Raw genomic sequence first — 22,695 nt, forward strand, 5'->3', positions numbered from 1 at the left:
GATGCCACCTTGGACGGCCTATCCGGCGCTGCGGTGGCCGGCGAATATTTGCAACAAAATCCGCTGGATGCCGAGGGCAAGGCCCATGTTGCAACGGTGTTGTTGGAGGTGGAGGGAGCGAAAATCGTCGACAGCGAATAGCCGTCCGCAGTCAATTCAAAGTCAACTCCGCCCGCAACCGCTCCGCCATCAAGTCGACGAACGCGCGAATTTTGGCCGAGGAATGGCGGCCTTCGCGGTGCAGAATGTGGACCGGAACCGTTGCGCTTTCAAACTCGCTCAGTACGATTTTCAGTTTGCCGGCCCGGAGCGATTCGGCAATTTGATAGTTCAGCAGGCGGGTGATCCCCAATCCGGCCATGGCCGCGCTGGCGGCTGAATCGTTATCGCTGACGCTTAACATCGGCTGTAGTTTCACGGTCAACGACTGGCCATCGCGCACAAAGCGCATTTCATTGGCTGGGTTTAAGCCGCGCGCCAAGATGATGTTGTGGTTCGGCAAATCTTCCGGGACTTGCGGGATGCCGTGAGTAGCGAGATAGTCCGGCGCGGCGCATAACACCCGCCGCACGGAACCGACCCGCAACGCCCGGTATGACGAATCGGGCAAATCGCCGATGCGTATCGCTACGTCAATGCCCTCTTCCAGCATGTTGACCACGCGGTCGACGAACAGCGCATTCACTTCCACCGCCGGATAGCGGCGTAAATGCTCGACAATACCCGGCATCACGAACAAACGCCCGAACAGTACCGAGGCGGTAACCGTGAGCAGGCCGCGCGGCTCGGCGTTGATACCCAACACCGCGTCGTCGGCTTCGTCGGCCAGGGTAATAATCCGCTTGGCGTCCTCGTAATATTTCTGGCCGGCCTCCGTCATGCGCACATGGCGGGTCGTGCGATTCAACAGTTTAACGCTCAAATGTTCTTCCAGCGCCGCCACAGCTCGCGTCACCGCCGGTGGCGACATGTGTAATTTGCGCGCGCCGCCGGCAAAGCCTTCGGCATCGACCACCGCAACATAGACGCTCATCAAATGCAATCGATCCATTATTTGTTCCAATTATCGGAATAGTTAATTGGTATTTTTGGTTATTCTTTAATTTTTTGCAATAAGACACACTATAACCCGCCTACCGAATCCCCGGCAGGCATTATTGCAAATCCTTTAATCGATCGGAGAACCCTCATGAGCCGTATTACCACCGTTAGCAACGAAACCGCCACCACCGAACAACTCAATCTGTTGGAGGCAATTCAAAATCAACTGGGCATGGTGCCCAACTTTTTGCGGGTATTCGCCCACTCGCCGGACGCCTTGAAAGCCTTCCTCGGCTTGCATCACATCGCCAACCACGGTTCGCTGGACGCCGTCACCCGCGAGCGCATCGCGCTGGCGCTGGCACAGCAGAACGAATGCGAATACTGCCTGTCCGCACACACCGCCATCGGCCGCAAAGCCGGTTTGAACGGCGCGGAAATCGAAGCCAACCGGGCCGGCACCAGCCAGGACGCCAAAGCGGCGGTGGCGGTCAAATTCGCCCGCGCCCTGGTAGAGCACAAGGGGGAAATCACCGCCGCCGAATTGCAGGCGATGCGCGATGTCGGCTTCAGCGAGGCGGACATCGTCGAGGTGATCACCCACGTAGGCATGAACGTGTTGACCAATATCCTGGGTAAAGCCAGCCGGGTCAGCATCGACTTCCCGAAAGTGGCGCTAAAACAGGCGGCCTAATAGTGAACCGGGCCAAGTCCAAGGACGGACTTGCGCCCGGATTCTTGCGCTGAATGGAATAAAGTATTGCAAATTATGGCTATTCAATGCGGCTGGCGTCTGTGTCACAGTTAACGCCAATGTTTCAATCCCAACCCGGAGCAAGGTCATGGCCCGCGCTTTTGCCAAAATCAGTTTCACCCCCGACGTGCAAGCGGTACAAACCGAAATGGGCAGCCGTATGGCGTATCGGGCAGCCGAGCTCGGCGAGGCCGAGACGGTTGCGCTGAGTGCCTTCGAACAAGCGTTCATTACCGACCGCGACAGCTTTTACCAAGCCACGGTGAGTCAAACCGGCTGGCCCTACGTACAACATCGCGGCGGGCCGGTGGGCTTCCTGAAGGTGCTGGATGAACGCACCCTTGGCTACGCCGATTTCAGCGGTAACCGCCAATACATTTCGGTGGGCAATTTACGCGGCGATGACCGGATTAGTTTGTTGCTGATGGATTATCCGCAGCGGCGGCGCTTGAAAATCTGGGGTCGGGCGCGCGCAGTGGACGAACGCACCGAGCCGGAACTACTAGCGAAACTGGAATCGCCCGCATTCCGAGCCCCCATCGAGCGCGGCATCATCATCCAAGTCGAAGCCTTCGACTGGAATTGCCCCAAGTACATTACGCCGCGCTACAGTGAACGTGAAGTCGAAGCGCTACTTGACCAAACTCGCCAACAAACGGCGGTGGTGAAACCGCAAGCACCCCCCGTTTTGGGTAGCGGCGCGTTGCCGTTAACGATTGCCGGGATTCGGCAGTTGACACTCACTATTCGCGCTTATGAACTGCGCCATGCCGACGGCGATTTGCTGCCCGCGTATCGGGCCGGGGCGCATCTTCGGGTACCGATCGCGTTAACCGATGGCAGTGTCACCACCCGCGCTTATTCGCTGACCGACGCAGCGGACAACCCACGCCAGTATCGCATTGCCGTGTTGCGGGTCGAAGATGGCGAAGGCGGCTCTCAAGCATTGCACGATGGATGGCAAATTGGCACCCGCCTCAACGTCGATGCGCCGGATAACTATTTCAGCCTGCACTACGACGACCGCCCGGCGTTGTTGATTGCCGGCGGCATTGGCATCACGCCGCTAAAAGCGATGGCGGAGGAATTGACGGCGCGCGGCGTGGATTTCCAATTGCACTACGCTGGTCGCTCGCCGCAACACATGCCGTTTGTCGAGGACTTGCGGCGGCATTTTCCAAATCGATGCCGGTTTTATTTCAGCCAAGCGCCAACGCCAACCCGGCTGGATGTGTCGGCGTTGTTGAATAACGCATCAACCGATACCGTCATTTACGTCTGCGGCCCAACACGCTTGATTGAAAGCGTGCGCCAAACCGCCCGCCAACTCGGCATCGCCGACGAACGGGTGCAATTCGAAAGTTTCACTTAACCAGGTGCGCCTTGCCGGGTTACGTGTCGATGCCGGGAATGTGGCAGCCTTAACTCACACACTATTCAATAATGGAGAAAATCATGAACGCAGAAATCACCCCACAAGGCTTCATGCAACGGCGCTTTGCCAGCATCAACGATCTGCCGATCCAGGAAGCCCAACGGCTGTTCCACTGGCCGCTGGGCCGCCGCCCCGACGATCACGCCGGTTTGAGCGATTTGGGTTTGTGAGTGCCATTCACCAGCACTTTCTCGGCCAGAAACACCGCCGAGCACATCTCAGGCAGGTTGCTATTAACCTGTAAGGAAATGCCGGTGCAAGCGACCAAAGGAAAAGCCAACCGATTGGAGACTATTATGTTCATGAAAATTTTGGCCGCTTGCTTGATAAACCTGTTATGGTTTGCCGGTCAAGCCCAGGCCGCCGAACCGAATTGGAGCGATTACCGGGTAGTGTTGAATCACGTCAAGCCTGGCAACAAAAACGGCGTTAAGCTGATGTTGGTCGACTATCCCGCGATCAAGGCGAACGGCAGCCTGGACAAGGCCTATCAGGCACTCGCCGGCTTCGATCCCAGACGGTTGTCGAGCCGCGAAGAACGCTTGGCATTTTATATCAATGCCTACAATATCCTAGCCTTGAAGACCGTGGCCGACCATTGGCCGGTCGACAGCATCAAGGATGTCGGCAGCCTGTTCAAGCCGGTATGGGACAAACCGGCGGGACAACTGGGCGGAAAGGAGGTAACCCTGGGCGAGGTGGAGCATACGATTTTGCGGCCCCTGGGCGAACCCCGGATTCATCTGGCCATTGTCTGCGCCTCGGTAAGCTGCCCGGATTTGCGCGACGAGCCTTACAGCGCCGCCAAACTGGCGTCGCAACTGGACGATCAGGCGCAACGCTTTCTGAGCAATACCGGCAAGGGCTTGAGCGTCGGTCAAGACCAGATCAAGGTGTCGAAAATCTTCGACTGGTTTGAAAAAGACTTTGCCGCCGGTGGCGGCGTGGCGGCATTCATCAAACGCTATCAACCTGAACTGCCCGATCTTAAAATCAAGGCCGCGATCGATTACGATTGGTCGGTCAATGGAAAACAACATTACTGACCCAAAAAATGCTCGACCTCATGCAACGACGTAAAATCTATGCCCGCTGGCGCAAACCCAAATGTTTCGACAACAACCTGGTGGTGATCGGCGCCGGATCCGGCGGCTTGGTGACCGCCTATATCGCCGCCGCGGTCAAGGCCAAAGTCACCCTGATCGAAAAACACAAAATGGGCGGCGATTGTTTGAATACCGGCTGCGTGCCGTCCAAGGCGCTGATTCGCTCCGCCAAGTTTTTGTCGCATGTCAAACGCGCCAAGGAGTTCGGCATCGACAAGGCCCAGGCCGATTTCGATTTCGCCGCCGTGATGGAGCGGGTTCAGCACGTCATCAAAACCGTCGAACTGCATGATTCGATCGAACGCTATACCGCCCTGGGTGTTGAAGTCATCCAAGGCACGGCCAAAATCGTTTCGCCCTGGGAAGTCGAGGTGACCACCGCCGACGGCGTCAAAACGCTCACCACGCGCTCGATCGTCATTGCCGCCGGCGCCCGGCCGTTCGTGCCGCCGATTCCCGGCATCGACCGGATTCACTATCTGACCTCGGATACGGTATGGGCTCTGCGCGAACGGCCCAAGCGCCTGCTGGTCTTGGGCGGCGGTCCGATCGGTTGCGAGTTGGCCCAGAGTTTCGCCCGCTTGGGCAGCCAAGTGACACAGGTGGAAATGGCTCCACGCCTGATATTGCGCGAAGACCCGGAGGTGTCGGCCGCGGTGATGGCCTGTTTCCAGCAAGAGGGGATCGATGTGCGCGTCAACCATACCGCCAAGCAATTCATGATTGAGAATGGCGAGAACACGCTGTTGGCGGAATGCAGCGGCCAAACAGCCAAGATTCCTTTCGATCAGGTGCTGATCGCGATCGGCCGCGCCGCCAATGTGCATGGCTATGGCGTCGAGGAATTGGGCATTGCCTTGTCGCCGCGCAAAACACTCGATACCAACGCCTTTCAACAAACCAATTATCCCAACATCTTTGCTGTCGGCGACGTGGCAGGGCCTTATCAGTTCACCCATACCGCCGCGCATCAGGCCTGGTACGCGGCGGTCAATGCCTTGTTCGGCCAGTTAAAGAAGTTTCGCACCGATTATACGGTGATTCCTTGGTCGACCTTTACCGATCCGGAAGTCGCCCGCGTCGGCCTGAATGAGCTGGACGCCAAGGCCCAGGGGATTGCCTATGAGGTTTCGACTTACGGTATCGACGATCTGGACAGAGCCATCGCCGACAGCGAAGCGCATGGCTTCGTCAAAGTATTGACCCGGCCCGGCAAGGACAAAATTCTCGGCGTGACGATCGTCGGCGAACATGCCGGCGACCTGATCGCCGAATTTGTGCTGGCAATGAAATACGGTATTGGTTTGAACAAGATTCTGGGCACCATTCATATCTATCCGACGCTGGCCGAAGCCAACAAATACGCCGCCGGCGTCTGGAAACGCGCCCATGCGCCGCAGGCATTACTGCATTGGGTAGAACGCTATCATGCCTGGCGGCGCAAGCATTAAAATGAGCAGATTGACTCCACAACTCAGCATTATCGCCCCGGTTTTAAATGAAGCAGGACAAATCGCCTGCGCGCCAAAGTCATCACAGCGTCGAGACGCTGGCAAAAGTACGTTATCCTCAACACTATCCTGCTGATGTGGCGTTTACGGTTGGCCTATTTCTTCGGTGCCTATCCCGATAATCTGGCGGCATGCTATTACGGGAAGCTCTGATGGAAGCTAATGAACGTTTCGCCTTAATGGGTATTTTATTATCTGTCGCCGTCCCATCGCTTGTGGCGGCACTCCGGCCTTTCAGCAACTTATAGACCATGACGTATCTATTTCCCGACAGCGTTCTGTTGATCTTCTGCAAAGCTCCGATAGCAGGCCAAGTGAAAACGCGTTTGCAACCGGCGCTAACCTCCGAACAGGCCGCGGCAGCCCATCGTCAATTGACGCGGATGACATTGGAGCGAGCCTTTCAGCAGCCGTTGTGTCCAGTCATACTGTGCTGCGCACCCGATGCTGAACATGCTTTTTTTCGGCAATGCGCGGCGGATTATCCGCTCAACCTAACCAATCAACGCGGTAATGATCTGGGCGACCGCATGCAACACGCTTTTGTTGAAGCGCTATCACATTACCGGAAAGCGATTTTGATTGGCTGCGACTGCCCCAGCATGACGACGGACGATTTACGTCAAGCCCTGACGGTTCTGAAAAACGGCAACGATGTCGTGATCTCTCCCGCAGAAGATGGAGGCTATGTGTTAATTGGCGTGACAGCCCATCAACCTATTTTGTTCAGCGACATGCCCTGGGGTACCGATAGTGTCATGGCAGAAACCCGCCGACGATTAACCAAGACAGGGCTCAATTTTTATGAGTTAGAGCCACAATGGGACGTCGACACTATCGAGGACTGGATGCGCTATTTAAATCGACAAAACACCTGATGCGGTAGCCAATCCATAGCCAGCCGCATCGTATCACTTTTACCTTTCAGTTCCGATTTTCTTCCATCGCTATAGTTCGTGAGACAAACACCTTCGCTCAGCCTCAAAAATTAAGTGAATTTTTTGTAAGGTTATGGACTTAAAATACGACGAAACACCTTTGTAATGAATTTGTCTTTTTCAGGTGTTCGAATTGTGACTTCAATGGCTGTTATGCATGTTTTCTAATCTCTCAAAATCTTCAGTCAATACAGTCATGCTTGTCGATGATCAATCACTGTATCGAGAGATGCTGGCTGAAAAACTTGCGAAACAGGATCATCTTGACGTCATCACCGAGGTTGGATTTGCCCAAGACCCCTTGGGACTCGCATTAAATTTAAAACCTGATCTGATCCTTGCCGACCCCTGCTTGAATCATGAAGAAAATATTCCTTGGGTTTTCCGGTTAGCTCAACAATGCAGGGACAGCCATGTTCTGTTGATCACTTCGCCTTGCGCCGCCAACTATTACCTGGATTTTCTCAAAGCCGGCGTCGCGGGGATTGTCCTGAAAACTCAACATTTAAATGTTTTACTGAATGCCGTGGACAGAGTGCTAGCCAATGAACTGTGGTTTGACAGAACCATCTTCAAGGCCGGAGGTCCTGAAGTTGCGCCTTCAAATCACTCGGATGCGCATGAGAAATTCAGAATGTCCAGCCTCTCCAGACGAGAGCAACAAGTGGTTAATCTTATCGTTAAGGGACGCAATACTTCTTCAATTGCACATTCTTTGCATATCAGCGAAAAAACGGTTCGAAATCATATTTACTCGATCTATAGAAAGCTGGAAGTCAAAGACCGGCTCGAACTGATGCTGTTTGCAACCCGTAACGGATTGCCCCTAAAACCAAAGGTCTAAATAGCTTGCATCTTGAAGAAACGGCAGCCTGTAAATTTCACTTGCTTCAAGATAACTCTTTTTCATAAATCGCCTTAGGTCCGCGATTGACTCCAGCTCAATTTGAGCTTCTGCCCCATCATCCGCAGTAAAACTTAATTTTTTAGTCCCATTTCAATTACGCCAAATGATTTGGCTTTACGAGGATGGCATCCAAATAGCCTCTACCTCGCCAACAAATAGGGCAATTGACCCAATTGATTAAGCCATCTATCACAATCGCATTTGAGGCATCCCCGCCGAAGAATTGATGCGAATGGCTCAAGACATCCGCAAATCTATTCACTATCTTTAGCGCAGCAGCGGGATCTGTTTTAGTAGTCCATGCCGTAAGTCGCGATTTGGAAGAAATCCTTACAGGGGCCAGGTCAACAGCGAAATAATTCAATGACAATGAGGGGATGATATGGCAACAAGGCGTGATGTTTTAAAGATTGGCGCGGCGGGCGCCGGCTACGGGCTGCTGGCGCCCAAGGTCGGCAAGGCTGAACTGGTCTTTCCGGACGGGTTCAAACCCAGTATTCAGGAGGCTCCAAGCCCTCCGGTTAGACCGTTCGTGGTGCCGCTAAACGTCATGCCGATTGCCAAACCCGTTGACGAAGCATTTCTGTCAACCGAGGCGGGTGGAGGACTTCCGTCCGATCCGCAAAGGCATCAGCGCTATGATGAATTTAAACCGCAGAAATTTTATGTCCATTATTTGGAGGAATTCCTCTGGCGGTATCATGTCGATCCGCCCTATAACCAGGGTTCCTGGTCCTGGGGCTTTCGCGAGCCGGGCATGCCTCAGGGCATCACGCCGGGCCTGACCTTTCACGCGAAATATGGCGAACCGGTTTTTGTCCGGCGCCTCAATCGATTGCCTCCGGTAGGAGCGGGAAAAGTAAGGTTCGCGCTACCCAGTACGACGATCCATTTACATAATGCGCATACCGCCTCGGAAAGCGACGGTATACCCCAGGACTATACCTGGCCGGGGGAGTATTGGGATCATCACTATGGCAATTTTCCTGCCGGGTTCGACAAACGCGAAATCATGAGCACCTTGTGGTATCACGACCACCGCATGGATTTCACCGCTCCGAACGTTTATGCAGGCCTGAACGGTTTTTACCTGCTTTTCGACAAGAAGGACGCGAACGACGAAACCAAAAAGGGAACGTATCGGCTGCCGAGCGGAAAATACGACGTACCGCTGATACTGCATGACGTCCAGTTCGATCAGAACGGCCAAGCCGTTTGGGACTTTTTCAACCCCGAACCGACCGGAAACGACCTGCCCAGCGCGCTTTATACGACACACGGCATGATCGGCGACCGTTTTACGGTCAATCGAATCATCCAGCCTTTCTTTATTGTCGAAGCGCGGAAGTACCGCTTCCGGGTTTTGAATGGCGGCCCGTCCAGACTGTACGAGCTGTATGTGCAAAAAGAAGGCGGCTCGGATCAGGGCGAACAGTTTTTCGTCATTTCCACGGACGGCAACCTGCTGCCGAGACCGATCGAAACCAACAATATCAGGCTCGGTGTCGCCGAGCGCCACGACATCATCGTCGATTTTTCCAAATATAAACCCGGCGATAAGTTGTATTTGGTCAACCGGATGGAAATTCGCGAAGACGGCGCGGGCTGGACCGGAAGATTGCTGGATCAAGGCAACCAGATCATGCGCTTCGATGTGGTGGCCGCCAAGGCGCCCGATCCCAGCCGCATCCCCGACCACATGCGCGCATTGCCGCCGATCAAAAAGCGGCTGGTAAGAAAAGAAAGATTATTTGTTTTTGACTACGACAACGGCTTATGGACGATCAATGGCAAGCTGATGGATCCTAACCGGCCTGATGCCTTGATCGAACAAGGCAGCGCCGAAATCTGGACCTTTCGAAACGCCGGCAACACCTGGATGCACCCCATTCACAGCCATTTCGAGGAGTTCCAGATCCTGGAAATCAACGGTAAGCCGGTGGACCGCCACGACGTCCGCCACGCCAGAAAGGACGTGGTGATGTTAGGCCCCAACGAAGAGGTGAAATTTTACTCGCGTTGGCGCGATTTTCTTGGCAAGCATGTGATGCACTGCCATAACGTCGTGCATGAAGACCATGCCATGATGATTCGATGGGATATCGTGCCGCCCGGTGAAGGCGATTGATAAGAGCATATAGCACGCCCCCCATTCGACACACATAAAGGTAGTTATGAAAGACAAAAATGTTCAGGATGCTTCATCCACTACGTCATCAAAACTGGAGCTGAGAAACAAATTAGCGAAAGCCCTTTTGCCACCGCCCACTCAGGGCCGCGGCGGCAATCGGATGCCGGATGTTCCGGTGACTTCCCATAACGGCAAGAGTTACCGTTTTTACAGCGATTTAATTCGCGACAAAGTGGTCTTGGTGCAATTCATGTCGATCGATGGACAGAAACATCATCCGACGATCGAGCACATTGCGGAGATCGCACGCCGTCTTGGCGACAAACTGGGAAAAGAGGTCAGCATCTATTCAATCACCACCGACCCTGAAAAAGATACCTTGGACAGGCTCGCCGCCTATGCGAAGAAACATCATATTCCTAAGGGCTGGCATTTGCTGCGGCCATCGGATGAAGACGCCAAATCCATCAGCGGACGCTTCGCGAAGCACTTGTCCAAGCACCATCAACATGGCGGCATCAACGTGCGGATGGTGCATTACGGAAACGGCGGTGTCGGCTTATGGGGCGCATTCGCGTCGGACGCCGATCCCGATATGGCGGTAACGCGCCTCGGATGGCTGCAAAAAGGCAATTCGGCGGGCGCTGAAATCAAGCGCGCCGGCCCCGTGAATCTGGCAGGCCGGCACCATGACAAGAACAGCAACCGCGATGTTTAGCATCTTCGGTCTCTGATGCTGAACTTTCAAAGCTATTTAAGGAACAGAGTTCGTTATGTTGAAAACTAAATTCACCTATAGCCGTTTGCTGTTTACGATCACGTTGGCCCTAGGGGGAAATGCCGCCATCGCCGCCGATTGCACAGACGTTATGCCGCGGCCGCGCCCCCCTCAAGCCAATGAGTGGCAAACAGTCGACAACGGGGTAACCACCACGCATATCATCACCCCTGAAGGCGCATTCCCAAGCCAGGATCCTTTCACCAATCCGCCGGGCAGCAACCATCTGGATACCGTTTACAAGAATGTTTGCGACGGTAACGGCGTCGAAATGGTCAATACCTTGCCTTCCACACCCGAAAATCCCTATAACTTACATGACAACCCCGTCGTTTCAGTGATCGATAAAACCTCGCCTACCGATGATTTACGGGAAGCTTTTCAACTGATCAAAAAATCGAAAGGGCATGATAAGCTGGCCGTACAAAAGGCTATTGATATTCTGGAAGGCAATCCCATTCCAAGCCGTACCTATAGCGGCATGGCATTATTACATTATAAGGGGCCGGAAAGGATAAAGCATGTGCAAGCGGTGTACGATGCAAATAACGTCAAGATTGGCGGTATCGTCGATGTACATCAAGTCTGGTTCGACGGCACTATCCAGTCAGACGCGGCGATGATCGACCCCAGCGATGTGCTCGATGTGCCCTGGACCGTCCGCTTTACCGTCGATACCCTCAATCGCGGCCACGAGGATTTCGCGCCGATGGTAATGTATTTCGACGATCCGGCGCTCAGCCCTCCCGGCATGCCGCCGATGCCGCATGTGCTAATGGATCAGACTTTTTTTCCGATGGAAGACGGTACCCGTACGGTATACGAAATCAAAATGGCGCCGGGCAAATATTATAATCTGACCTACAACTGGGGCTGGCGCAAGCACCCTCCCCGGGTTCAGGTTTCTGAAAATGCCCGTAAAATGATAGCGGGCAAAAGCTTGCCGCAATGGGAAATTGACGTCTTCGGCCCACACCCAAGCGCTAGCGAAGCTGAAAAACTGGCAGCCATTGCAAAAATCGGCGATCTTGCGCCCGAAAAGCGCATGTGGAATCTCTTGCGGTCTATTAAGGCTAACGGCAAAGCCTCGGCCAACGATATTAAAAGCCTGAACCGTGCATTCGAACAATCGCAAGACCGAAACAAATTGCCTGACGGAGTAACGGCCGATCCTGACAGCGACTGGACCTTGTTCTTCGTGAATAATACCATTTACGGCCAGATCAAAGGGATCAGGGACGACAGCCATGTGGAATATCCCGATTGGAAACTTAGAGGCAAGACCGTTAAAATCAAGCTGTTGAACGGCGATCATTTCGATCATGCCTATTTCAACGTGGACTTCGGCGGCCGGCGCGGCTGGGAAAACACCTTCCAGTCGACCCAGGCGATCGGCGGCGCCGGACAATGGTTCACCTTCGGGCGCGCGCACTGGTGGGTTAACGCCGGCATGCCCACCGCAGGCAAACCGGGGTTGATCATTACGCCGCCGGCGACAGGATCGGGCGATAATACCGTGGTCGGCCAGCATAACATCGAGATGCAAATGAATTATGAACCTTCACGGCGTTTGCGCTGGTACCAGTTCGACCCGTTGCATCACGACTTCGCGATATGGTCGATTCACTAACCTGAGCCGGATCAACACCTAGATTCCGTCCCATTCAGGGAAAGCGCCGCTTTGATAAACCCAAAGCGGCGCTTACTCTTTTTTACTTTTAGTACTTTATGTCTGGATTGCAAGCCGTACCGTTTTTCAGTGCTATTTTATTACTGGTCAATTGTCAGATGGTATGTTCCGGCGAAATGACGCAAAGCTGGGTGCTTTCCGATTCCAAGCTGATGGCAAATTCCCCGCAGGAAGACCCGCGCGGCAATCAGAATGAAAAAATTTCTGCTGCCGTTCCTGAATTTAGCGAAAATTTTTACGATCTCCCGAACCTGACGCTTATCGACAAAACCGGTAGAGAGGTCGACTTCCTTCAAGTGATCGATTATGGCGGCCCGGTCATGCTGCAATTTATTTTCGCCACCTGCTCTTCGATATGTCCGGTATTGAGTGCTTCATTCGCCAGTGCCCAGCCGGTACTGGATACTCTAAAGGCTTCCTACCGTCTGATTTCGATCTCGATAGATCCCGAGCAAGACACGCCTCAAAAATTGGATGCCTACGCCAATCGCTTCAAAGCCGGAAATAACTGGTATTTTTTTACCGGCAATCGAAAAGATATAGATTCGCTCTTAAAGGCATTCAATGCCGCTTATCCAGGCAGTAACAAGATGTACCACAAACCGCTGACCTTTATGCGTTCGCAGGTTAATGCGCCATGGATCCGAATCGAGAGGCTGCTCAGTAAAAACGACATTGTCACGGCCTATAAAAAACTCATCGAGCCCCAGCCCTTGCCAAAATCAAACCAATAAGAGCTGGCAAGCCATTTCGCCAGATCAATAGACCACACCAGTTTGTAACAATGGGATCCAGATTTTTAACCTCTCGTGCCGGAAAATTCGGCGTAAGCCTGCTATTGATAATTTCCATGGCTTTTTCAGGGTATTGGGCGATGCAATTTTATGGGATGTACAAGAACTCATCACAATTGTCATTCGGCGAACGGATTTATAATCAGGGCCTTGACTCGTCCGGCTCCCCATTACAAGGACGGACCGAAGGCGACATCGATTTCAAGGACGCGAATTTCAATTGCGCCCAATGCCACCGGCGGAGTGGTTACGGTTCCAGCGAAGGCGGAAACTATGTATTGCCGATCACCGGCGCCAGTCTTTTCAATCCCCGAAGTTTCGATCGGGCCGATCTCTTCAAAAAATTGTTTAAAGAGAGTCAGTCCAAACTGTTTTGGGCGCGCATGAGATCCGCTTATCAACGTCCGGCGTATACCGAGGAGTCTTTGGCAAAAGCAATCCGCAAAGGCATCGACCCATCAGGAAGAACCTTGAACCCGCTGATGCCACGTTATCAAATCAGCGACCGCGATATGTCGGGTTTGATAGCCTATCTGAAAAATCTGTCTTCCCAAAACGATCCTGGCATCGACAACCAGTCGATTTATTTTGCAACCGTTGTAGGTAAAGGCGTCGATGCAGACAGCAAAAATGCCATGCTATCGACAATAACCAAGTTTGTAGAATGGCTGAATTTGGAAACCAAGGGAAATCAGGACCATCCTAATTTTTCTCCGAACTATCGTTCCGATTTCGCGAAAGCCTTTCGACTATGGCAACACGACATTTGGGAGCTTTCGGAAAATCCGGCGGATTGGCCAAAAGAATTGCAAGCCTATTATGACAAAAAACCGGTCTTCGCATTGATCGGCGGCATGGCGCCAGGTGATTGGACGCCGATTCACCGATTTTGCGAACAAAATCATCTGCCTTGTCTTTTTCCGATCACTGAGTTGCCGGCGCAGGAGCAGTCCGGCCATTATTCGATCTATTTCAATGCCGGCCTTGCATTGGAAGCCCAAGCAATTGCGAAATATCTCAGCAAGGAAATAAAAGGGGATACGACGGATTCCATTGTGCAGATTTATAGGGATGAAGAAGCTCAAGGGCAGATCCCCGCGAATATTTTCAACGCCGCGATGAGCGCCGAAAGCCCGTTGAAAAGCGAAAAAATTTCCTATAAAAAAATCGAAGACTTCCGGCAAGCATGGTCCGAATATAAACAGAATCATTCGCATATCCGCTCTCTCGTAATTTGGCCCGATAAACTCGGAACCGAGGTGTTAACGGAATTGGCTTTACAACCCGAGGCCATCGAACGCATATTTCTGCCTTCCGGCATGCTGCAAAAAGATTTAAGCACCTTTTCCAAAGACTTTATCGCTAAGCTTATTTTCGCTTATCCTTACGAATTACCCACGGCTTATCATCCGCATGCATTCAGAGTCAGGGCCTGGATGAATACCAGAAGGCTTCCCATTACGAATGACAGAATTCAATTCAATTCCTATTATGCGCTGAATTTGCTGCAATATAGCCTGGAACATGTCGTTGATCACTTTTCACGGGATTATTTGCTCGAATACATAGAGCATGAAGCCGAAAATGCACTCAATCCGGGTACATTCCCAAGACTCAGCCTTGGCCCGGAACAACGATTCGCCTCAAAGGGCGCTTATTTGGTTCAATTAGGCTCTAATCGGTCAATTATTCCTATAAGCGACTGGATTGTTCCATAAGGATGAAAAAATCAGAGCAAAGGATTTAGACAGAAAAAGTGTACAAAACTAAATATCACCACATTGAGAAATCAACAACTTATAAATGTCTTTGCCCAAAATTACATCCAGCTAAGCCATTGATTTTACTTATATTAGCAACAGACTGTTAATCACCGGGTCGGCGGTTCGAGCCCGTCCGGGGGAGCCAAATAAATGAAGGGCTTGCAGAGATGTAAGCCCTTTTTTTTGCCCTGCTTCCGGTCCTTGGGACATTTAGAGCGTCCAAGTCCCAAATTTTGTTTTGGGGTTGAGTCCAAATCAAGTCTTTGATCTATTCTCAGTTCAGGCTAGCCTAAGGCCCACGCAGCCTATCAATTCCACTTACTCACCAGTTTGGAAAGCTGCGGGTCATTACGGAATAACAGACAGGCGCAGTGTGGCATCCGTTGTAACAGTGGCTACGTCTTCAAAACTGGTTTTCGCAAGGGACACCATCCATGTCGCCGTCCATCTTTGTGCCGGGGCAGTTATCCAAGTAGAACTCGGCTTCTTCGCGAGAAGTCATCTGTGAGCAGTAGACCTTCCCTTGGCACTGGAAGTGTTGTTCGGGAATCACAGATTCCACTACTGGCTGAGTCGTTGGCTGGTCGACGATCTCGGTAGGCCGATGGGCCAACTTGTCGTAAGCGAAAACACCGCCAATGATGAGCAACAGGAACAGCAACGGTAGGCTACTCAGCCGCTTTTGCGGTTGATTTATCCTCTGCTTCGGTTTTTGTTGTGCCCTCTCGTAGCTGGCTGAGCCGGTCGGCAGCTCGCGTTTTCTCGCAACGGGTTCCAATGTCAGTTGTTTGGCCACGCCTTCGATGCTGGCATAGATGGCGCGGAGTTTGCCGCTGGCGTCGAATTCAGTCTGGTAAAGGACGGTATCGCCGATAACGGGAGGGCGGCTCATGCCCTTTAATGCGGAGATATGGATGAAGATGTCATTATCGCCGGTGGCGGGCTTGATGAAGCCGAAACCTTTGTCGTCGATCCATCGAACCAGTTTGCCTGTTTCTGTTTGCATGGTTCGCCGTTGCCAAGTTTGTATGGAGCAGTAAGTATAGCAAAGGTAGATATACCGGCTGGTTGAATAGCTCCGTCAACTGTCTTCTGTGATGATCATTTCACAGAACTGCAACAATACCCCCTCATACTAGCCATTACGCGTCTGATCGGACAGTAAACTTAGTTACTCAATAAAAAACCATGAAAGGTCAATCACTGGATAATGACACCTTGATAAACCAGGCGCGTGAGCTTTATGCCATGTTGCTCATCAGACGCAACGCACACCCCATAGCAAGTGACCGTATTGACAGCTTGATTCTGTCAGCCCATCGCCGCTATGTACGCCGGTTAAATCGCTGCGCTGTTTGTTATCAACATCGCTTATATGACTGCAACCGCGAGCCTGGAAAAGATCATACTCCTTGCGAGCGTCATCGATCACCAGATCACTGACATCCGTCGACAAATCGTTTATAAAAATGAAAACCTACACGATACGTCCTTTAGATACCACGTCACTCGCATTATCTGATGCGGTCGATTTGCTATGTTCCAATTGCCCCAGTGAATCTGAACGCTACGAGAAAAGCAGGCTAGTCACTGAAATACGCCCGGCAGATGCGCAGCCTTTCTATAGAAAATTTTTCGGTGCCTATGATTTTGACGGAACGTTGATCGGAGTGGGGGGCATTAAGGCAGCCGATTGGGCTTCAGATACGCATATACTCTACATGATGGCCGTGAATAAAGACCATCGCGGTAAAGGAGTTGGGGCTGCTTTGGAAAGCATCCGGATACAGTGGGTGCGAGACAAATTTCCTAGCGGGCGCTGCCTAGTAAGCACCAGCCATAAAAAGCGCTTTGAGCGCTGGGGTTTCAAAACGGCGAGTGAAGTTAACAACAGGCATCTAATGATCTTGGAATTTTGATGCGGACCCTTTTTTGCCTGAGCGAGTGACTATGGAAGTCTCAGGCTCGGTATGGATTTGCCCGACTTGGCACACCTGTGACAAGGGCATGGCAATACCCTAAATCCGCCTGAGTCAGGGGGGAAATTCAGAATGCTTGTGCTTTATCCAACAAAGCCCGCACCGAGTTTTTGATCAAGAAAACGCGCCAGGGCCGCGAAGATATTTTGGCGAAAATCATTGTTATAAACAAAATGAGAATTCAAAATGAAAGCCTATGTTTACAATTTTGAAAGCCGCAAGGTTATTGCTGTAATCTTGGGAGATAACGAACAAACGATTGAAGATAAATACGATGAATGCTTTGACTCTTACGCTACCAGTCTAACTTACTCACCGGAATTCGATGACGTAAACGTACTGGTGAGAGATGATAACTTCAAGGTCATCGTTGCTAGTGAATAACGATATGCAGGCAATAAAAATCGGCTTAGCGCCGGCTTTTTTTGCTGCTTGCGTGATAACCAAGAGTCGCTATAAAACGGAAATCCCGTTTGGTTCCATGGGATCATATCCATTCCTGTTATAGTGAAATGAAGGCCGCCACAGGCGCTCCTGAAAATAACAAGAACCCCACCCTGCCGCCAATCGTGGTTTTTTCGACACGCTTCGGCTAACCCGCCAGCCGCAAAACGCGCGGCTAGGACATTGAACTGGTTGATTTAATCCGGCTCAGGGCACGCAGAATATAAAATGCCGCGACAGCAGAAGAAATATAAAGCCATGCATGAAGCGAAACCGCCCACCAAATAAAATCCACGATGTACAATAGCCCAACAAAAGCGATGACCTTGATCAATGCAGTTCTTCCCCCTGATCTGTCCAACTAAAAGCGACTGAAGCAATAGCACCCTTGCTCGATCTTAATGACCAACATTCATTCGAGAGAATGTTCTCTGATGTTGAGCGTCAGTCTTAAATCGACTTCAAGCCCCCCTTACTCTTCCAAAGTTTGAATGCTAAGATGCGCGTGGGCGCCTATCCGGCCCAATAGCCGGTGCTCCTCTGGCCGTCAGCGATGATGCGGAACACCTCGCAGTCGTCGGCAAGTTAGCCTGCATGCCGGCACAAACCCTGCCGGCATGACGGACTTGTGTAAAGGGCATGGGCTGGCCTTAATACGCCATTTTGGCAGCATCCTGATCGGTTATCTCGAAGTGTGGCGCGGACCTGCCTATTTTTAATGTATTAGGCTATTCTTTTATAATAACTGACGTTACGTACGATTAATATCCACGAAAAACCCGAAAGACACAAAAAAATGGGTACAAAGAAGAGTGCGGCGTGTTTGAGGTGTATCCGAAAGCAACGGTTGAACGGATTGCGCTATGAAATTTTTCGTGTTTTTCGTGTTTTTCATGCCTTTCGTGGACAATGCGTAATATCAGTTATTAAAAGCCATTCTTAGGACTCCATCGAGGTGTTGTATTTCAAGCCTAATCCACCCATCAAAAGTTTATTATTTATGAAAAAAATACTCTATTTCGTTTTTTCCCTCAGTTTATTTTTAGTAAATAATAGTGTTATAGCCGAACCAGCCAAAGACTGTTTTAATCGTGCTGCCGGGCCTGAAAAAAGATGTTTGGAAGGCAAAGGCAGCCAAAGTAACAGCCGATCAGGCGTATTGCAACTGTTGCAACAGCTCGCTGAACAAAAAGCGATTTCCAGCATTATTCCTCTTTTGCAGGATAGCGAGGCCTATGTACGCGATGCGGCATTAGAAGCATTAGGTCAATTACAGGCAAAAGAAGCGATTCCAACGATGATTCCTCTTTTGCAGGATATTGACAGCCATGTGCGCAGTAAAGCCATCACTGTATTAGTGCAATTTCGCGCAAAGGAAGCGATTCCCAGCATCATTCCTCTTTTGCAGGCAAAAGACAACACTGTGCGCATCAGCACGATGGAAGCGTTATTGCAATTGGAAGCCCAAGAGGCGATTCCAAATATCATTTTTCTCTTAAAAGATAACGATAGCAATGTACGCATGACCGCAATAAACACCTTATGGGAATTGCGCGCAAAAGAGGCGGTTTCCAGCATTATTGCGTTATTGAAAGATAGCGATAAAAATATACGTATTCGCGCAATAGAAGTATTGAGCGCATTACAAGGGAAAGATGCCATTCCCGAAATGATTTCTCTTTTAAAAGATACTGATGACGATGTACGGTTGAGCGCGATAAAAGCATTACAGGATTTAGACGCAAAAAAAGCCGTGCCCAGCATTATCCTTCTTTTGCAAGACAGCAATGCAAAGATGCGTTCTACGGCGATAAGCATGTTACGCAAAGCAAAGGCAAAAGAAGCCATTCCAAGCATTACCCCTCTTTTGCAAGATAGCGCTACTGACGTGCGCAGTAACGCCATCTCGGCCTTAGAAGAGTTACAGGGAAAAGAAGCGGTTTCGAGCATTATTCCGCTTTTAAATGATCCCGTTGGAAATGTACGCATTCAAGCGATCGATTCCTTATCACGCTTGCAAGAAAATGAAATAATCCCTCGCATTATTTCTCTCTTACATGATCATGATGAACGGGTGCAAATCCGAACCATGGAATTATTGCAGCACTTTCAAGAAGAAAATACATCGATTCCTAAAAAAGAAGCGATTTCTAATGTACTCCCTCTCTTGCAGGACGACGACAAAAACATACGCTATACGGCAGTCGCTACATTAAAGGCATTACAGGCGACAGAAGCGATTCCTAGTATTATTCCTCTCTTGCGAGATACGGAAACCTCTGTCCGTTTAACGACGATAGAGACACTGGCCGCATTACAGGCAAAGGAAGCCATCCCCACTTTTATCCATTTTTTAAAAGACAAAGAGCCTAATATCCGCGTTGCAGCCATGGAAGCACTGATAGCGTTACAAGGAAAGGAGGCAATCCCTCATATTGCACCTCTTTTGAAAGATGAAGTCATTGAGGTACGCAAGGCGACGGAAGAAAGACTGTCCAAATTACAGAATCCATTATTAACCGCATTCATTAATAAAACGACTGCCCTGTTAATCGTGATATGCCCTATCCTGGCGTTTTTGCCATTGTTTCTCACCAGAAAAAAGCTTTTTGTCAGCATCGCCGCTTTCATCGCCTCACTCTTTTTATTTCGCATGCTAGTTAATATTTCTCCTGACTACACGCATATGAGAGAAGAAACCCTGCTGGGAAGACTATTCCAGGGAGGCGTATTGTGTGTATTTGCAATCTCAATGTTTTTGAAATTAAGCTGGAGTATCGTAGCGGGTTTAATTAGACGCTCACCCGACATTGATGAGGATAGTTTAAAGGCGAAACAAAATTAATAAAGGATAATATTCAGCACCCAATACGGCTAACGCCAATAATTTGTTGCAAATCCACCTTAAAACAGGGAAGATAGATGGAAGCGGCATAATTATTTTTTAAGCTGCCCCGTTCGTCGCTCGTCCCAATCAAATTTTTTATCAAGCCGCTGATTTTCAGCCGAGGGGTTATCATGAATAAACTTTCTGATGAACTCGCCAATACCTCCGTCTGTCCTCAATGCTTCAAGAAAAATCATACTAATTTCATTGAGCCTGATCCTCAAATGTCGCTTATGTGCTCCTCCTGCGGCTGCAACTATTTTCCCTTCCGTAATGCCATCGATGAACATGAACCACCAAATTTGAACATTTGAATCTTCTGAGAGTTTATCGGCTGCTTGGTGAAATATTTTTATCTCGCATCGTTCGAGCCGACTCGCTTCAATAAGCCTTATCCAGCAGCTTAACCTCAACGTTACCAGCTGTTACCAATAGAGACGAAAGCCAGGCTCGCCGGCCTTACCCCCCAGGGAATGCCGCTTCAGCCCGGCGAATTCTGTGTTTGGCTTCGCGCCGGGCTGGGGCTCGGCGTTTCCAGAGGCGGTTTTCATGTCCGCATCATAAACATTTAAAAACCATCAGCGTAATGTCGTCACTGAACGAATCGGTCCGGCAGAACTGTTTTAAACGTTCCAGGAAGACATTGATCAGCGTATCCGGGGCATCCTGGCAATGTTCAATCAACAGACTTTCAACCCGGTCTATGCCGAAAAAATCGCCCTGCCCGCCTTCCGCCTCAATCAAGCCATCGGTATAAAAAAGGATGATGTCGCCGGACTCTATCGGCAGCGCTTTTTCTTCAAAATAAACCTGTTGATTGACGCCCACGATCAAGCCGTCCGCGTCCAGCCGCAAACAGGCGTTTTGCTGCGGCTTATACAATAAAGGCGGCGGGTGACCTGCGTTCGCAAAGCGGATCAACCGGTTGTCGATATCGTATTGCAGATAAAACAGGGTGATGAAAAAATCCGACTTGTCGAGATCTTCAAACAGAAAACGGTTCAACTGATCCAGTTTGGCGGCCGGCGCCCCGACACCGCCGGCATTCGCGCGAATCGCGCTGCGCGTTTCGACCATGAACAGCGCAGGCCCTATAGAATGCCCCGAAACATCCGCGATCACCATGTCCAGATGGCGGTCGCCACGGAAGAAATAATCATAATAATCGCCGCCGACCTGATCGGCCGGCAAACAGCGGCCGATCACCTCGAAATGCCGATTTTTGATCGGGCTTGCGGGAGACAGCGTCGCCTGAATCTTGCGCGCAATATCGATCTCATTGCGCGCGATCGCGAGTTTGACCTGTGCCTGGCGAATCTGCTGCTCGGCGGCCTTGCGCGCGCTGATGTCATGGATGAAACCGCTGAAGATGAAGACATTGCCTTCTTTCAAAGGCGAAATGCTCAATTCGATCGGAAATTCCGCACCGTCGCGCCGCAAGGCCGTCTGCTCGATCAAACGGTTCAGGATGCTGCCGTTGCCGCCGTGCAGGAAATTATCGAGTCCTAGGCGGTGCGCCTTGCGGAAGCGTTCCGGAATGATCAGTTCATCGAGGCGCTGGCCGATCGCCTCATCGCGGCGCCAGCCGAAAATCTGTTCCGCCTGGCGGTTCCAGTCCCGGATGATGCCGTAGGAATCCATGATCACGATCGCGCTCAGCGAACTCTCGATGATCAGGCGGATACGTTTTTCGCTGTCGATCAGCGCATCCTGAAATCGCTTCCTGACGGTAATGTCGCGATCGACCCCGCGCCATTTGAGCAGCTTTCCTGCCGCGTCGATGATCGGCAAACCGGTCGATTCGGTGATCACCTGATGACCATCCTTGTGCTGATAATGATTGATCAGACTGTAGAACGGTTGATGGCTGGCCGCGTAAAACTGTTGTTCGGCCTTGTCCTGCGCGGTCAGGAATTCGGTGTAATGCCTGCCGACGACCTGGTCAGGGCTATAACCCAAAATCTGCAGCACCGCGGTGCTGCAATAGATATAAAAGCCGCCGGGGTCCTGCTCCCACAGCCATTCGCCGGTCATCTCGGCCATTTGCCGAAAACGCTCCTCGCTTTCGACCAGCGCCGATTCGACATCCCGGCACACATTCACGCCCATGCCGGCGATGCCGGAGGCGTCCACGCCGTCGATTTCCGCGAGATTTTTGTCATTGAATTCCTGAATCAGTATCAATATAGGGATCCGCCCCGGATCTTGCGTCAGCAACCGCGACAGCGACAACTGCGCCTTGATCAGCCGATTGCCACGGGCCGCCACGCCGGCGATCACAGATTGATCGACGCCCGCCTCGATCAGTTGCGTAAAAATTTGCCGCCAGGGCTGCGCCTCGCTTTCCGGGCAGAGGCGATGGAAGGATTGGTCCGCCAGCTCCTGCTCCTCGAAACCGAGCAATTCGGCCGCGGCCGCGTTGACATGCTTGATCCTCGGCGGCCAGGCGACCGCATCGCCCGAACGGTCCCACTCGACGATCACGATCCTGGCTTTCGGAAATTCGTTAGGCAGCTGCAAGAGTCATATCTCCCGGC

Annotated in this window: 18 protein-coding genes and 2 pseudogenes; 16 read left to right on the forward strand and 4 right to left on the reverse strand. The window is 51.3% G+C overall.

Annotated features, from left to right (window positions below; genetic code table 11):
• The first annotated feature begins 9 nt into the window (after nucleotides 1–9).
• Nucleotides 10–141 (forward strand): hypothetical protein, encoded by a 132-nt coding sequence (locus tag METLA_RS23730; RefSeq protein ID WP_281171939.1) that lies wholly within the window; start codon nucleotides 10–12, stop codon nucleotides 139–141.
• Between the two features lie 10 nt (nucleotides 142–151).
• Here the strand turns inward: METLA_RS23730 and METLA_RS0107975 are convergent, their stop codons facing one another.
• Nucleotides 152–1,051, reverse strand: coding sequence for a LysR substrate-binding domain-containing protein (locus tag METLA_RS0107975; protein ID WP_024298039.1), 900 nt, complete (start codon nucleotides 1,049–1,051; stop codon nucleotides 152–154).
• Between the two features lie 138 nt (nucleotides 1,052–1,189).
• On the opposite strand from METLA_RS0107975, the gene METLA_RS0107980 reads away from it, so the two are divergent.
• The 12 genes and pseudogenes from METLA_RS0107980 (at nucleotide 1,190) to METLA_RS0108035 (ending at nucleotide 14,803) form a co-directional block, all read left to right on the forward strand.
• A complete protein-coding gene (locus tag METLA_RS0107980; RefSeq protein WP_024298040.1) occupies nucleotides 1,190–1,735 on the forward strand; it encodes a carboxymuconolactone decarboxylase family protein in 546 nt (181 codons plus the stop codon).
• Between the two features lie 148 nt (nucleotides 1,736–1,883).
• A complete protein-coding gene (locus tag METLA_RS0107985; RefSeq protein ID WP_024298041.1) occupies nucleotides 1,884–3,167 on the forward strand; it encodes a pyridoxamine 5'-phosphate oxidase family protein in 1,284 nt (427 codons plus the stop codon).
• An 86-nt stretch (nucleotides 3,168–3,253) separates the two neighbouring features.
• Nucleotides 3,254–3,400 (forward strand): annotated as a pseudogene (locus METLA_RS22555) (DUF1348 family protein); the annotation flags it as partial.
• A 126-nt stretch (nucleotides 3,401–3,526) separates the two neighbouring features.
• Complete coding sequence (locus METLA_RS0107995; RefSeq protein ID WP_024298042.1) at nucleotides 3,527–4,276, forward strand: DUF547 domain-containing protein; 750 nt, start codon at nucleotides 3,527–3,529, stop codon at nucleotides 4,274–4,276.
• A pseudogene (locus METLA_RS0108000) lies at nucleotides 4,270–5,787 on the forward strand (dihydrolipoyl dehydrogenase family protein); the annotation flags it as partial. The gene METLA_RS0107995 and the pseudogene METLA_RS0108000, both read left to right, overlap by 7 nt.
• 311 nt (nucleotides 5,788–6,098) lie before the next feature.
• A complete protein-coding gene (locus METLA_RS0108005) occupies nucleotides 6,099–6,725 on the forward strand; it encodes a TIGR04282 family arsenosugar biosynthesis glycosyltransferase (protein ID WP_024298044.1) in 627 nt (208 codons plus the stop codon).
• A gap of 217 nt (nucleotides 6,726–6,942) precedes the next feature.
• A complete protein-coding gene (locus METLA_RS0108010) occupies nucleotides 6,943–7,629 on the forward strand; it encodes a response regulator transcription factor (protein ID WP_084480100.1) in 687 nt (228 codons plus the stop codon).
• A gap of 445 nt (nucleotides 7,630–8,074) precedes the next feature.
• Nucleotides 8,075–9,820: a multicopper oxidase family protein gene (locus tag METLA_RS0108015; RefSeq protein ID WP_024298046.1), complete on the forward strand. Its 1,746-nt coding sequence runs from the start codon at nucleotides 8,075–8,077 to the stop codon at nucleotides 9,818–9,820.
• A 46-nt stretch (nucleotides 9,821–9,866) separates the two neighbouring features.
• Nucleotides 9,867–10,541 carry an SCO family protein gene (locus METLA_RS21395; RefSeq protein ID WP_024298047.1) on the forward strand — a complete coding sequence of 225 codons (675 nt, stop codon included), beginning with the start codon at nucleotides 9,867–9,869 and terminating at the stop codon, nucleotides 10,539–10,541.
• 55 nt (nucleotides 10,542–10,596) lie between these two features.
• Nucleotides 10,597–12,231, forward strand: a complete 1,635-nt coding sequence (locus METLA_RS0108025) for a hypothetical protein (RefSeq protein ID WP_024298048.1) — start codon at nucleotides 10,597–10,599, stop codon at nucleotides 12,229–12,231.
• 98 nt (nucleotides 12,232–12,329) lie between these two features.
• Nucleotides 12,330–13,025: an SCO family protein gene (locus METLA_RS0108030; protein WP_245598759.1), complete on the forward strand. Its 696-nt coding sequence runs from the start codon at nucleotides 12,330–12,332 to the stop codon at nucleotides 13,023–13,025.
• A gap of 50 nt (nucleotides 13,026–13,075) precedes the next feature.
• Complete coding sequence (locus METLA_RS0108035) at nucleotides 13,076–14,803, forward strand: c-type cytochrome (protein ID WP_024298050.1); 1,728 nt, start codon at nucleotides 13,076–13,078, stop codon at nucleotides 14,801–14,803.
• A 448-nt stretch (nucleotides 14,804–15,251) separates the two neighbouring features.
• Here METLA_RS0108035 and METLA_RS0108040 read toward each other — a convergent pair whose 3' ends face one another.
• Complete coding sequence (locus tag METLA_RS0108040; protein ID WP_024298051.1) at nucleotides 15,252–15,854, reverse strand: cold shock domain-containing protein; 603 nt, start codon at nucleotides 15,852–15,854, stop codon at nucleotides 15,252–15,254.
• A 463-nt stretch (nucleotides 15,855–16,317) separates the two neighbouring features.
• Here METLA_RS0108040 and METLA_RS0108045 point away from each other — a divergent pair, with 463 nt between their 5' ends.
• From METLA_RS0108045 to METLA_RS0108055, 3 genes are all read left to right on the forward strand, one after another.
• Nucleotides 16,318–16,767, forward strand: a complete 450-nt coding sequence (locus tag METLA_RS0108045) for a GNAT family N-acetyltransferase (protein ID WP_024298052.1) — start codon at nucleotides 16,318–16,320, stop codon at nucleotides 16,765–16,767.
• Between the two features lie 246 nt (nucleotides 16,768–17,013).
• Entirely contained in the window at nucleotides 17,014–17,211 is a 198-nt protein-coding gene (locus METLA_RS0108050) for a hypothetical protein (protein ID WP_024298053.1), read from the forward strand.
• A 1,060-nt stretch (nucleotides 17,212–18,271) separates the two neighbouring features.
• Entirely contained in the window at nucleotides 18,272–20,116 is a 1,845-nt protein-coding gene (locus METLA_RS0108055) for a HEAT repeat domain-containing protein (RefSeq protein ID WP_024298054.1), read from the forward strand.
• A 92-nt stretch (nucleotides 20,117–20,208) separates the two neighbouring features.
• Here METLA_RS0108055 and METLA_RS0108060 read toward each other — a convergent pair whose 3' ends face one another.
• Both METLA_RS0108060 and METLA_RS0108065 read right to left on the reverse strand, forming a co-directional pair.
• Nucleotides 20,209–20,448 carry a hypothetical protein gene (locus METLA_RS0108060; protein WP_024298055.1) on the reverse strand — a complete coding sequence of 80 codons (240 nt, stop codon included), beginning with the start codon at nucleotides 20,446–20,448 and terminating at the stop codon, nucleotides 20,209–20,211.
• Nucleotides 20,449–20,716: 268 nt separating this feature from the next.
• Nucleotides 20,717–22,678 (reverse strand): SpoIIE family protein phosphatase, encoded by a 1,962-nt coding sequence (locus tag METLA_RS0108065; protein WP_024298056.1) that lies wholly within the window; start codon nucleotides 22,676–22,678, stop codon nucleotides 20,717–20,719.
• Nucleotides 22,679–22,695: the final 17 nt, after the last annotated feature.

This window comes from Methylomicrobium lacus LW14 (genome assembly GCF_000527095.1).
Taxonomy (GTDB): domain Bacteria; phylum Pseudomonadota; class Gammaproteobacteria; order Methylococcales; family Methylomonadaceae; genus Methylomicrobium; species Methylomicrobium lacus.